The organism is Mycolicibacterium llatzerense, from assembly GCF_025331195.1.
GTDB classification, from domain to species: domain Bacteria; phylum Actinomycetota; class Actinomycetes; order Mycobacteriales; family Mycobacteriaceae; genus Mycobacterium; species Mycobacterium llatzerense.
Genome location: NZ_LXOV01000001.1, coordinates 1,052,781 through 1,065,711 on the forward strand (window position 1 = coordinate 1,052,781; position 12,931 = coordinate 1,065,711).

Here is a 12,931-nt window from a genome sequence, read left to right on the forward strand (position 1 = left end):
GTGCTGCGTCGTCCCCGGGTGCGGTGCCACCCGCGGATTGCACGCCCACCACATCATCCATTGGGAGGACGGCGGCGTCACCGAACTGCACAATTTGGTCCTGGTGTGTCCCTACCACCACCGGTTGCATCACCGGGGTGGCATCACCATCACCGGCCCCGCCGACCGGCTGGTCGTGACCGACGCGGCAGGACGGCCCTTGAGCAACCGATCACTGGCCCGGCCACCCACCACAGCCCGCCCGGATGTGCCGCCGTGCCCCGGACCGACCGGGGAACGCGCCCAATGGTGGTGGTACCAACCATTCGAACCACCACCAACGTCGGCCAACTAGGCGCGTTCGACTTCATGAGGACTCAGGTTTCCATGACCGACATCCAGTCGGCGACCGTCGCGCTAGACGGCGCAGTGGTCGATCACGAACTGGCGGATGCTGGCATTGACCGCGTCAGCAGCTTCGATCGGTAGGGCATGCGAAGCATTGGGCCACAACCGATGTTGCCAGTCGGGGACTACAGCCAGCATCCGCTGGAGCCCATTGCTCGAATTGTGAACTGTGTTGCCTGCCAAGAGAACTTGCACTGGCAGACGCACCGCACGCAGCACACGACGACTGACAAGGAGTGGAGCCGGCGTGCCTAGCGGTGGAGCGAATTCGGCGAATCCCGCGAGAAACAGTCGTGCGAGCATGTCAACACAACTGCCAGGCTCCGGTTCTCCGGTCATCCAAGCCGCAGCGTGTTGAGCGCGCACTGATCGCGGGCGCGAACTCGCGAAGGCAAGTCCCGCCCAGAATCTTGCCGACGGCCAGGCGACCGTGCTGGCCGGGTCTATCAGTGTCATCGTCGCCAACCGGTGGGGGAAGCGCGCGGCCGTATGTGTGGCCACCCAACCTCCATACGAGTGCCCGATCAGGTGAACCCCTTCGAGACCAAGACCAACGAGAACGTCGTCAACGCACCGTGCACAGTCGGCAGGAGTAAACATCGGCCTCAACTGCACGCTCCCACCGGGCTGACCAGGCATGTCCACCAGATAGACGGTGAAATCGCGCGTCAAACCAGCCAATTGGTTCACCCACATAGCTGAAGTCAGGAAGAACCCGTGAAGAAGCACGACAGGCACACCGCTTGTCGGGCCGTACTGATACACACGGACTGAACCGAACTTTGTCGGAACGTCATGGACGGTATCCTCTGGCTGACCCAGTGCCAGGAGCTCCTCATACGCGGCGAAATAGCGCCGTCGGGCGTTTGCGCTCTTGAATCCCGAGTTCGACCGGCCCAACAACACAGCCCCTCCCACCGACGCCGGTGACTGCCTTACGTGCCCAGTCTCCGTTACAGATAGTCGCCCTAGAACCAGCCGTCGCGCATCTCCAGCGTCGTCCGGTCCAGCGACTCCAGCAGGTCCAATTGCGGTGCGGTCTTGGGCAATTCGAACCGGAAGAAGTACCGGGCGGCCTGCCGCTTACCGTCGTAGAAGTCGCCGTCCTTGCCCGCGGCTGCCACGAACTGTTCCAGCCACAACCACGCCACCACGATGTGCCCGAACGCTTCCAGGTAGACGTGGCTGTTGGCCATCACCGCAGGAATGTCGCCCGAGCCGAACATGCCGGTGGTGACGGCGACGAGCCGCTGCCAGGACGCATCCAGCGCGGCCGCCAGTTCGGCGCCATCGCCGCCCAGTTCGTTCGCCGCCCGGACCGTCTCCGAGATGACCTGTCCCAGCGCTGCCAGGCTGGCTCCGCCGCGCTGAGTCACCTTGCGGCCCAACAGGTCCAGGCTCTGGATGCCGTTGGTGCCCTCATGGATCGGGTTCAGCCGGTTGTCCCGGTAATGCTGCTCGACGTCATATTCGCGGGTGTAGCCGTACCCGCCGTGCACCTGGATCGCCAGGTTGTTGGCCTCCAGGCACCACTGCGAGGGCCAGCTCTTGCCGATCGGGGTCAGGATGTCGATCAACAGACCGGCCGCGTCGGCTTCGGCGTCCGACTCCGCGCTGTGCTGCACGTCCACCAGCCGTGCGCAGTACAGGCCCAGCGCCAGCCCGCCTTCGACATACGCCTTCTGCGCCAACAACATTCGCCTGACGTCGGGATGCTCGACGATGGGCACCTGCGGCGTCGTCGGGTCCTTGACGTCCAGCGGGCGGCCCTGCGGCCGCTCCCGCGCGTACTGCACCGACTTGAGGTAGCCCGTGTAGCCCAGCGCCACCGCACCCATGCCGACGGCCAGCCGGGCCTCGTTCATCATCTGGAACATGTAGACGATGCCGCGGTGCGGCTCGCCCACCAGGTAACCGACCGCGCCGTTCTCGCCGCCCGGATTGAATTGCGTGTCACCGAAATTCAGCACGGTGTTGGTGACGCCGCGCTGCCCCATCTTGTGGTTCAGGCCCGCGATGGCGACGTCGTTGCGCTCGCCGATCGACCCGTCGGCGTTCACCAGGTACTTGGGCACGATGAACAGCGAGATGCCCTTGGTGCCGGGAGGTCCGCCGGGAAGCTTGGCCAGCACCAGGTTGACGATGTTGTCGGTGATCTCGTGCTCGGCGCCCGAAATCCACATCTTGGATCCGAACAGCCGGTAGGTGCCGTCGTCTTGCGGTTCGGCGCGGGTGGCCACGTCGGCCAGCGACGACCCGGCCTGGGTCTCCGAGAGCGCCATGGTGCCCGAAAAGCGGCCGGCCAGCATGGGTTTGACGTAGGTCTCGATCTGCTCGGGCGTACCGAACTTGGTCAGCAGATTGGCGTTGGCGATGGTCAGCATCAGGTAGCCCGACGTCGACACGTTGGCGGCGGCGATCCAGGCGAACGCCGCCTGTGCGACGACCGCCGGCAGTTGCGCCCCGCCGACCGACTCTTCCATCGACATGCCGATCAGGTCGGCCGCGACGAACGCGTCCCAGGCCTCCTTGACCTCCGGGACCATGGTGACGGTCTGCCCGTCGAAGGTGGGCTCGTTGGCGTCACTCTTCTTGTTGTGCGGCGCGAAGTAGCGTTCGGCCAGCTGCTCGCTGAGGTCCAGGACCCCGTCGAAGGTCTCGCGCGAATGGTCGGCGAATCGTTTGCGACCGGTCAGCTCGTCGACCTTGAGCCACTCGTACAGCAGGAAGTCGAGGTCCCGTCGGGACAGCAGCAGAGATTTCATCGGACCTCAGTCACCTCTCGATTGCGCGGTCAGTCCTATGCTCCGCCACCGAGGGGGTCCTCGGCGCGGATCTTCTCGTCGCGGATCAGGCCACGCAGCAGTGCGGTGCTGAACTCGACGGCGATTTCGGAGGCCGAGCGCCGGCCGTGGGGCCGCAGCCACCGGTAGGCGCCGAGCGTCATCCCGATGTAGCCGAGCGCCAGCACATGCGAGTCGCAGTCGCTGAATTCACCACTGGCGATACCGCGGTCGATGACGTCGCGGACGTGTTCATAGACCGTGGTCTCGGCCTGGCGGATGTAGGCGACCTGTTCCTCGGTGAACCATTCGGTGATGTACGGCCCCTCCTGGAAGTACACCGCCGCGCGTTCCAGGTCAGTGGCGATGCCGGTGAGCAGCCGCCGGGTGAAGTTGAAGATGGTCTCCCGCGCCGAGGCCGTCGGGTCGTCGTGCAGGGCGTCGACGGTGAAGTCGGCGGTCGCCTTGTAGATGTCCCAGAGGATCAACGACTTGCTGGCGTAGTAGTGGTAGACCGTCGCCTTGTTCAGCCCGACCGCGTCGGCCACGTCGTCCATGCGTGTCCCGTGGTAGCCGCGGGCCGCGAATAGCTTGGCGGCCACCGCCAGCAACTCCTCGCGCCGCGACGAGCCGTTTGAGGCGGCCGATCCCGTCGCAGAACCCTTTGCCGACGACTCTGTGGACATATCAGCTCAACTCTATGCAGCCGGGCGCGCGGCCCGGGACCCAATCAACTGGTTGGCCAGTCTATGCCGTGGCATCTCGACAGCCGATCTGCCACTCGCAGGCGGGCCCCAGCAGCTAAACTCCGCAGTAACAAGCATGTCGGCTGGAGGTACTGATGGATCCGAGTCCGGATTACGACGCGAGCGACGAGGTCGAGTACTTCTTCAACTGGGTCCCGTGGGGCATTCGCGGCGTATACCCGCCCCCGGCGTACCCCCCGGTGTAGACGTACAACCAGTTTCACCCAACCGGCCGGTGTCAGACGCACGTCGTCCCACCGGCCGAATTTTGCGTACCCGAACCCCCGTCGGTGACGTAGCCATATCCAGGCAATGCCGGCAGTGAGCTTTTGGTGGACTTATGAGCGACTGCTAATTTATAAGCGATTGCTAACTCGTACAGGGGGGTAAGAGCACCATCCAGACGTGGATGGGGGAGACTCTTGCAAGCAAACCAACACAGATCGGATCGAATTCGATGATCATCGGGATTCCCCGCGAGTCTCTGGCTGGTGAGACGCGGGTTGCCGCCACTCCTGCAACTGTCGGCCAGCTGATCAAGCTCGGCTATTCGGTAGTGGTCGAGTCCGGCGCTGGCAACTTGTCCAGTTTCGCCGACGCCGCCTATGTAGAGGCCGGGGCCGACATCGGCTCCCCCTGGGCCGCCGACATCGTGCTGAAGGTCAACGCCCCCGACGACGGCGAGATCGCCGCGGTCAAGGACGGCGCCACCCTCGTGTCGCTGATCTCCCCCGGTTTGAAGCCGGAACTGGTCGAGAAACTGGCAACGCGCCCGATCACCGTCCTGGCCATGGACGCGGTGCCGCGCATCTCGCGCGCCCAGTCCCTCGACGTGCTGTCGTCGATGGCCAACATCGCCGGCTACCGCGCCGTCGTCGAAGCCGCCCACGCATTCGGCCGGTTCTTCACCGGCCAGGTCACCGCCGCCGGCAAGGTCCCGCCGGCCAAGGTCCTGGTCGTCGGCGCCGGTGTCGCCGGCCTGGCCGCGATCGGTGCCGCCGGTTCGCTCGGTGCGGTCGTGCGCGCCACCGACCCCCGTCCCGAGGTGGCCGACCAGGTCGCCTCCCTCGGCGGTGAATACGTCTCGGTCGACCCCAACGCCGGCGAAGTCTCCGCCACCGGCTACGCCAAAGAAATGGGCGACGACTACAAAGCCCGCGAAGCCGAGCTCTACGCACAACTCGCCCAAGATGTCGACATCATCATCACCACCGCGCTGATCCCGGGCCGTCCCGCGCCGCGGATCATCACCGCGGACATGGTGGCCTCGATGAAGGCCGGCTCGGTGATCGTCGACATGGCCGCAGCCAACGGCGGCAACGTCGAAGGCACCGTCAAGGACCAGTCCGTCGTCACCGACAACGGCGTGACGATCATCGGCTACACCGACCTGGCCGGCCGCCTGCCTGCGCAGGCCTCGCAGCTGTACGGCACCAACCTGGTCAACCTGCTCAAGCTGCTCACCCCGGAGAAGGACGGCCAGGTCGTCCTGGACTTCGACGACGTGGTGCAGCGCGGCGTGACCGTCGTGCGCGACGGCGAGATCACCTGGCCCCCGCCGCCGGTGCAGGTCTCCGCCGCCCCCGCCCAAGCCGCGGCCGCTGCCGCGCCGGTGGTGTCCAAGGTCAAGGAGCCGATGTCGACGCAGCGTCGCCTCGGTGTGACGTTCGGCGCCGCAGCCGTGCTCTTTGCCCTGATCGCCGCGTCGCCGGCCGCCCTGCAGGTCCACCTGACGGTGTTCGCGCTGGCGATCGTGATCGGCTACTACGTGATCGGGCACGTGCACCACGCCCTGCACACCCCGCTGATGTCGGTGACCAACGCGATCTCCGGAATCATCGTGGTCGGCGCGCTGCTGCAGATCGGGCATCACAACACCCCGATCACCGCCCTGGCCGGCGTCGCGATTCTGCTCGCCAGCATCAACGTCTTCGGTGGCTTCGCGGTGACCCGCCGCATGCTGGCCATGTTCTCCCGCAGCTAGAGCCTGCGAACCTCAGAGACCTTTGGAACGGATTCATGTTCAACGCAGAAACCATCACCAACGTGGCGAACGCGGCCTACGTCGTCGCTGCCCTGTTGTTCATCCTCGCTCTGGCCGGGCTCTCCAAGCACGAGACCTCCAAGGCCGGTAACGCCTTCGGTATGGCCGGCATGGGGGTGGCACTGATCGCCACCATCGTCCTGGCCATCAACAACAAGATCGAGCCGCTGGGCCTGGCGCTGCTGGTCGGCGCCATGGCCGTCGGTGCGGCCATCGGTCTGTGGCGCGCCCGCGTCGTCGAGATGACCGGCATGCCCGAACTGATCGCGCTGCTGCACAGCTTTGTCGGTCTGGCTGCCGTGCTCGTCGGCTGGAGCGGCTACCTGCACGCCGAGTTCGACCCGAACAGCCAGGGCGCCCTCGAGCTCGCCAAGGAAGGCATGCTCGGCATCCACTCCGCCGAGGTGTTCATCGGCGTGTTCATCGGTGCGGTGACCTTCACCGGTTCGATCGTCGCCAACCTGAAGCTGTCGGCCAAGATCAGCTCCTCCCCGCTGATGCTGCCGGGCAAGAACTTCCTCAACGTCGGCTCGCTGGTGCTGTTCGTCGCGCTGACCGTCTGGTTCGTCATCTCCCCGAACCTGTGGCTGCTGGTCGGCGTCACCGCCCTGGCCCTGCTGCTGGGCTGGCACCTGGTCGCCTCCATCGGCGGCGGCGACATGCCCGTCGTGGTCTCGATGCTCAACAGCTACTCCGGTTGGGCTGCCGCGGCGTCGGGCTTCCTGCTGTCCAACGACCTGCTGATCATCACCGGCGCGCTCGTCGGCTCCTCCGGCGCCTACCTGTCCTACATCATGTGCAAGGCCATGAACCGGTCGTTCATCTCCGTCATCGCCGGTGGCTTCGGCATCGAAGCCGGCCCGGCCGAGGACAAGGACTACGGCGAGCACCGCGAGATCACCGCCGAAGGCGCCGCCGAGCTGCTGGGCTCCGCCGACTCGGTCATCATCACGCCGGGCTACGGCATGGCTGTGGCCCAGGCCCAGTACGGCGTCGCCGACCTGACCCGCAAGCTGCGCGAAAAGGGCGTCAACGTCCGCTTCGGTATCCACCCCGTCGCCGGCCGCCTGCCCGGTCACATGAACGTGCTGCTGGCCGAGGCCAAGGTGCCCTACGACATCGTGCTCGAGATGGACGAGATCAACGACGACTTCGACGACACCGCCGTCGTGCTCGTCATCGGCGCCAACGACACCGTCAACCCGGCCGCGTCCGAGGACCCGAGCAGCCCGATCGCCGGCATGCCGGTGCTCACGGTGTGGAACGCCGAGAACGTCATCGTGTTCAAGCGCTCCATGGCCTCGGGCTACGCGGGCGTGCAGAACCCGCTGTTCTTCCGCGACAACACCCAGATGCTCTTCGGCGACGCACGCGACCGCGTCAACGACATCCTGGCTGCGCTGTAATTCCCAACGCAGAAACCCCCAATTCCCTAGGGATTTGGGGGTTTCTGTGTCTGACAAACTTTCTCCTCGCGAACAGACACAAAACTGTCGTTTTGGCCCGCTAGATGACAGTTTTGCGTCTGCTCGCGGGGATCTTCAGCGCACGAAATCACCGATCGCGGCGAGGAATTGGTCGGGCTTCTCCACCATGGGGCTGTGCCCGGAGCCTGCGATGAGGTGCGGCGGCAGGCCGGCGGCGGTGTAGCGCGCGACGTTCGACGCCGTCGGGGTCAGGACATCCTTGTCGCCCCACAGCACCAGCACCGGTTTCCCCAGCCCCTTGAGCGTCTCCACGACGGGACGTCCGGCTTCCTTGGAGTCGCAGACGCCCGCGTAGTTCAGCTGCTTCAACGAGCGGTACGCCAGCGGCGGAACGGGGTAGTCGGCGGCGAACCCGGTCTGCAGCGAGCTTTCACTGATCGCGTCGACGCCGCGGAAGCGATCCAGCGCGGGCCCGATGACCGGCCAGCACAGCATCCTGCCGAGCAACGGCATCGCGACCAGATCCTCCGCGGCCGGGGTATCCGAAACCGCCACGCGCTCAACCATTTCCGGGTACTTGGTGGCGAACTCGGCGGCCACCTTGCCGCCCATCGAATGTCCGACCAGCTCGGCATGCCGGACACCCATCGCCTCGAGCGCCCGGTGCACGGCTTCGGCCTGACCGTCGGCGTGATACGGCGCGGGATCGGTCGGGGCCTCGGAGCCACCATGGCCGACGAGGTCGATGGCAATCACCCGCTGATGCGCGGCCAGGGCCGGTGCGACCTTCTCCCACCACTCGATGGAGGCCGAATAGCCGTGCAGCAGAACGATTGCCCGGTCACCTGGTGGCCCGTACTCGCGGACGTTCAGGTCGGGGCCATCGAGCTTGAGGACATGACCGCCGGCGAACGGTTCCGCCGCCCGGCTGGTGTGCTCCACGACCACCATGTTCACGACCAACGCCACCACCGCCGCGACCAGCAGGCCAACCAGAATGCGTAGCTTCATGGCGCGACGCTACCGCCCGGAGCCCGCTTCGAGCGACCTGGTTTTCCCTGCCGAGCAGACGTAAAACTGTCGTTTTAGGGGGCCAAACCGACAGTTTTATGTCTGCTCGCGAGAGGACTACTCGCGCTCGGGCGGTGACGTCACCGTCACGCGGGTGCCGCCGCCGGCCGCCGACTCGACGAGCATCGAGCCACCCATCGCGTCCAAGCGGGCCAGCAGCGAGCCCAGGCCGATGTGGCCGTCGGCCACGTACTGGGCCACCACGGCCGCGTCGAACCCGACGCCGTCGTCGGCGACGGTCAGGACGATCCGATTGCCGATGGGGCCCAGCCGCACCGACACCGTCGTGGCCTGCGCATGCTTGCCGATATTGGTCAGCAGCTCGCGGGCCGCCCGGTACAGCAGTTGCTGCGAATCGGGCTTGCCCACCTCCTCGAGGTCGGCCCGCACCACCAGGTGGGTACGAGACTCGAACTGCCGCACCAGGTCCCGCACCGCCGGGGTCAGGCCGAGCTGCGCGAGCACCTGCGGATGCAGCTCGGTGACCGTCGAGCGCAGCGCCGCTGCAGTGTCTTCCAACGCTGCGTAGACCGCATCGAGTTCCGGCCCGGGGGTCCGTTCCCGGACCTCGTCGAGCTGCAGACGGGCTGCCAGCAGCGTCTGCAACGGACCGTCGTGCAGCCCTTCGGCGACTTCCCGGTTGTGCCGTTCGTCGGACTGCATGGCCTCGGACACCAGCTGGCGACGCACCTCCTGCAGGGCCTGCACGTTTTCCTGGCGCCGTACCAGCACGAAACACAACACCGTGGTGGCCACCGCCAGCCAGACCAGGAACCCGAAGTGGGTGTAGACCATGTTCGGCAGGCCCATGCGGTCGTCGTGCTTGGAGTAGAAGATCCACACCGACAGATAGCCGGCGGCCGTCAGCGTGCCGATGGCCCCTGTCATCAGCGGCTGGTCCTGGAACGCCACCGAGATCGGCAGTAGGAAGAAGACCGGCAGCAGGGCCGCCGTCGCACCGCCCGACACCAGGCACAGCGCCAGGATGACCAGCAGGTCGATGCCGGTGGACGCCCAATCCGCCCAGCGTGGCACCGGCCCGCGCAGCACCGCCACCAGCCAGATCACCGCGGCGATGGCGTACAGCCCCAGGATTACCGCGTACAGCACGGGCAGCCAGTGGTCGACCTCCCAGATCCACACCAGGACGCCGATCAGCGCGATCAGCGGAAGCCGCAGCCCGGCCGAAATCCGCACCGGTTCGGCAGCCAGGTACTCGCCGATCCGGCTGAGTGTCGGGCTCACGTCAGTCCAGCAGCTTGCGACGCATCGCCTCGGCCACGGCTGCGCCGCGGTCCCCGACCCCGAGCTTCTCGTAGAGCCGCTGCACGTGGGTCTTGACGGTCGACGGCGCCAGGAACAGCTCCTTGGCCATGGTCGGGATGCTCGCGCCCTTGGCGATCAGCTGCAGCACCTCGCGTTCGCGCGGGCTGAGCACCGGGGCGTCCGGCTCGGCGCGCCGGCGGATCTCGCCGGCCAGCCCCGCGGCGAGGCTGGGTGCGACGACGTCGCGGCCCTTCGCGCATTCGAGGATCGCGTTGACGAGCTCGCTGCGCGTCGACTCCTTCGGCAGGAAGCCCGCCGCGCCTTCCTGCAAGGCTCGGTACACGATCTCCGCCTCGTCGTGGGCGGAGAGCAGGAGCACCCGGGTCGGCAGGCCGTCGCGCAGCACCGCCGCGGCCACCTCGGCGCCGTCCATGCCAGGCATGCGGTAGTCCAGCAGAGCGACCTGGGGTTTGTGGGTCCGGATCGCCTCCAGCGCGGAGGTCCCGTCGTCCGCTTCGGCGAGTACCTCGATGGCGCCACTCGCCGTCAGCGCGCGGACGACGCCGTCGCGAAACATCGGGTGGTCGTCCCCCACCACAACGCGAACCCGTTCGTCGGTCATGCCGTCAGCGTCGCACGGCGGCCAGCGAAAAAGTAACAAGATCGCCAATTGGCGGCCGGGTGTCCCCCGATCAGGGGACACCCGAATCCACCGGCGGACCAGCCGATCACCGGACAGACATCAGACCCCCAACCCGGCACTCTTGAGTCATCACCGGAACACACCGGAGCAAGACCTCAAAAGCTAACTGACACAGGAGAATTCAAATGAGCATCACCGTCCGCACCTTCGGTTTCTCGATCATCGCCGCCGGCGTCCTGGGTGGCTCGGCACTCGGCCTGGCCGGCGCCGCGGGCGCCACCACCCTCGGACCCGACGTCCGCCCGCCGCACATCGTCGCGACCCCGTCGATCATCGCGCCGCCGGCGGGGACGCCGCTGCCCGGCGCCATCTGGCACCGCGGCGTCTACCGGGTGGCCGCCTTGCAGGGCCGCTGACCGGACCCATACCCGGATTCCCTCCCCGAAGTCGTCGCGGGGAGGGAATCCGCTGTTGATCAGTGCTCCGGCTGCGGCCACTCACCACGCAACAGGTCGTGATCGAGCACATCACCGAGGTCTCGCATCAGGTCCGACATTTCGGAGTGTCCTGGCCCTCTCGGGGGCAGGATCAGCGGAATCCGCAAGTGGCGCCCGAATTGTTGTGGACTACGTAACTGCGACCAACCTCGTTAAGGAGCTACGCCAATGTCGACCTATCGGGCCTATCAGGTGACCGGACAGCATCAGTTCGAACTCGTCGAGCGCGATCTGCTCGAACCAGCGCCCGGGCAGGTACGCATCCGCGTCGACTCGTGCGGTGTGTGTCATACCGATTCGTTCACCGCCGAGGGCTTCCGCCCAGACGCCACGCAGCCGTTGGTCCCCGGACACGAGGTGGTCGGCGTGATCGAGGCGATCGGGGCTGCGGTCAACGGGTGGCAGGTCGGCGAACGTGTCGGTGTGGGGTTTCTGGGCGGCCACTGCGGTGACTGCGAGTGGTGCCGGCGCGGCGACTTCGTCAATTGCCAGAACCAGCCCCAGACGGGACTGACCGGAGACGGCGGCTACGCCGAGGTGCTGTACGCCCGGGCCAGCGGACTGGTGCGGGTACCCGAACCGATGGATTCGCTCGACGCCGCACCTCTGCTGTGCGCCGGTATCACCACCTTCAACCCGTTGCAGCACCTGCACGCCGAACCTGGCGCCCTGGTGGCGATCCAGGGCATCGGCGGGCTCGGCCATCTGGGCGTGCAGTACGCCAACAAGCTCGGCTATCAGGTCGCCGCCATCGCCCGCGGGCCGGGCAAGGCGGACCTGGCACGGAAGTTGGGCGCACACCACTACATCGACAGCGCCTCAGTCGATCCCGCCGAAGCGCTGCAACAGCTTGGCGGTGCGGTTGCCATCGTCGCGACGGCTGCGAGCGGTGCATCGATGTCGCCGCTGGTGGCGGGGCTCCGGCCGCGCGGTCAGCTGGTGGTGGTCGGCGCCGCGAATGATCCGCTCGCCGTCAACACCGCTGACGTCATCTTCGGCGGCCGCTCGATCGTGGGCAGCCTCACCGGCACCTCGATCGAGAACGAGACGGGCCTGCAGTTCAGCGCCGCACACGACGTGTCGTCGATGAACGAGGTCATCCCGTTCGAAGACGCACCCGCCGCCTATGCGCGAATGATGTCCGGCGAGGCCAGGTTTCGGGTGGTGCTCGACATGCCCGCCGGTCGCGACTGACGGGTGTGACCCGCTACGGCGTGTCGGCAGCCGGGTGGGCCGGCGAAGGCGCCGCACCCAGCTGAACCAACGCCGCGGCGGTGGCACTGCCGAGATCGGCGCGATAGGTCAGCATGTGCTGCCCACCGGAGTGCGGGATGTTGAACCTGTTGCGGTGCAAGTAGAGATCACCGACCACCGGATGTCGCATGTGGATGACACCGGGCCGGTACCCGACGTCGGCGCGTGCCCACAGCTCCCGGAACCGCTCACTGACGGAAGACAATTCGTCGATCAGCGCCCGCAACCGGGCGTCGTCGGGGTTGCTCGCGGCCGCTTCCCGGAGCCCGCTCACCGCCACGTCGGTCGACTCGTCCCAATCCACGTAGAGCTCGCGGGCCGCGGGCTCCAGCAGCCGCCACCGCAGGAAGTTCTCACCGAGGGCGAAGCCGGGAGACAGCGCGCGGGCAAGGGAATTGGCGGCAAGCACATCGAGACAACTACTGGCCACGATGGCGGGCATGGGAAATTGTTCGATGAGCGTCGCCACGTCGTCGATGGCCTCACTGGCACTCAGCCGACCATGCCGCCGCCCGGTCGGTCCGACGAGCTGGTGGAGGTATTCGGTGGCTTTGATGTCCAGCCGCAGCGCCTTCGCGAGCGCGTCGAGGATCTGCGCTGACGGGTTCATGTCGCGGCCCTGCTCCAGCCGCAAGTAGTACTCCGCACTGACCCCCGCCAAGGTCGCCAATTCCTCGCGCCGCAGGCCGGCCACCCGTCGCCGCGCGCCGGGCGGCAGTCCGACATCTTCGGGACGTACCTGGGCACGTCTGGCGCGCAGGTAATCACCGAGGGCGTTATCGGTGTCGACCATTCGACCACCCTATGGCCCAC

Annotated in this window: 11 protein-coding genes and 2 pseudogenes; 6 read left to right on the forward strand and 7 right to left on the reverse strand. The window is 66.7% G+C overall.

What is annotated here, in order from left to right; translation table 11 throughout:
• Positions 1 to 334 (forward strand): HNH endonuclease signature motif containing protein (locus A7G45_RS05370; RefSeq protein ID WP_260934547.1); only part of this gene is annotated, 334 nt, incomplete at its 5' end.
• A gap of 161 nt (positions 335 to 495) precedes the next feature.
• Here A7G45_RS05370 and A7G45_RS05375 read toward each other — a convergent pair.
• The 3 genes and pseudogenes from A7G45_RS05375 to A7G45_RS05385 all read right to left on the reverse strand — a co-directional run.
• Positions 496 to 1,305 (reverse strand): annotated as a pseudogene (locus A7G45_RS05375) (alpha/beta fold hydrolase); the annotation flags it as partial.
• A 50-nt stretch (positions 1,306 to 1,355) separates the two neighbouring features.
• Positions 1,356 to 3,152 carry an acyl-CoA dehydrogenase gene (locus tag A7G45_RS05380; RefSeq protein WP_043987465.1) on the reverse strand — a complete coding sequence of 599 codons (1,797 nt, stop codon included), beginning with the start codon at positions 3,150 to 3,152 and terminating at the stop codon, positions 1,356 to 1,358.
• Positions 3,153 to 3,187: 35 nt separating this feature from the next.
• On the reverse strand, positions 3,188 to 3,856 hold the full coding sequence (locus A7G45_RS05385) for a TetR/AcrR family transcriptional regulator (RefSeq protein ID WP_043391269.1): 669 nt from the start codon (positions 3,854 to 3,856) through the stop codon (positions 3,188 to 3,190).
• A gap of 149 nt (positions 3,857 to 4,005) precedes the next feature.
• Here A7G45_RS05385 and A7G45_RS05390 point away from each other — a divergent pair.
• The 3 genes and pseudogenes from A7G45_RS05390 to pntB form a co-directional block, all read left to right on the forward strand.
• Positions 4,006 to 4,122, forward strand: a pseudogene (locus tag A7G45_RS05390) (CAP domain-containing protein); the annotation flags it as partial.
• Positions 4,123 to 4,373: 251 nt separating this feature from the next.
• Entirely contained in the window at positions 4,374 to 5,900 is a 1,527-nt protein-coding gene (locus A7G45_RS05395; protein WP_043391272.1) for a Re/Si-specific NAD(P)(+) transhydrogenase subunit alpha, read from the forward strand.
• 35 nt (positions 5,901 to 5,935) lie between these two features.
• Positions 5,936 to 7,366: a Re/Si-specific NAD(P)(+) transhydrogenase subunit beta gene (pntB, locus tag A7G45_RS05400; RefSeq protein WP_043987466.1), complete on the forward strand. Its 1,431-nt coding sequence runs from the start codon at positions 5,936 to 5,938 to the stop codon at positions 7,364 to 7,366.
• Positions 7,367 to 7,501: 135 nt separating this feature from the next.
• Here the strand turns inward: pntB and A7G45_RS05405 are convergent, their stop codons facing one another.
• The 3 genes from A7G45_RS05405 to A7G45_RS05415 form a co-directional block, all read right to left on the reverse strand.
• Positions 7,502 to 8,398: an alpha/beta fold hydrolase gene (locus tag A7G45_RS05405; protein ID WP_043391277.1), complete on the reverse strand. Its 897-nt coding sequence runs from the start codon at positions 8,396 to 8,398 to the stop codon at positions 7,502 to 7,504.
• 117 nt (positions 8,399 to 8,515) lie between these two features.
• Positions 8,516 to 9,703, reverse strand: a complete 1,188-nt coding sequence (locus tag A7G45_RS05410; RefSeq protein ID WP_260934559.1) for a sensor histidine kinase — start codon at positions 9,701 to 9,703, stop codon at positions 8,516 to 8,518.
• A 1-nt stretch (position 9,704) separates the two neighbouring features.
• Positions 9,705 to 10,346 (reverse strand): response regulator, encoded by a 642-nt coding sequence (locus A7G45_RS05415; protein WP_043391282.1) that lies wholly within the window; start codon positions 10,344 to 10,346, stop codon positions 9,705 to 9,707.
• Between the two features lie 206 nt (positions 10,347 to 10,552).
• Between A7G45_RS05415 and A7G45_RS05420 the strand changes: the two genes are divergently transcribed.
• Positions 10,553 to 10,783 (forward strand): hypothetical protein, encoded by a 231-nt coding sequence (locus tag A7G45_RS05420; RefSeq protein WP_071288597.1) that lies wholly within the window; start codon positions 10,553 to 10,555, stop codon positions 10,781 to 10,783.
• A 249-nt stretch (positions 10,784 to 11,032) separates the two neighbouring features.
• Positions 11,033 to 12,058, forward strand: coding sequence for an alcohol dehydrogenase (locus tag A7G45_RS05425; protein ID WP_260934562.1), 1,026 nt, complete (start codon positions 11,033 to 11,035; stop codon positions 12,056 to 12,058).
• A 13-nt stretch (positions 12,059 to 12,071) separates the two neighbouring features.
• Here the strand turns inward: A7G45_RS05425 and A7G45_RS05430 are convergent, their stop codons facing one another.
• On the reverse strand, positions 12,072 to 12,911 hold the full coding sequence (locus A7G45_RS05430; protein WP_260934564.1) for a helix-turn-helix domain-containing protein: 840 nt from the start codon (positions 12,909 to 12,911) through the stop codon (positions 12,072 to 12,074).
• Between the last annotated feature and the right edge of the window lie 20 nt (positions 12,912 to 12,931).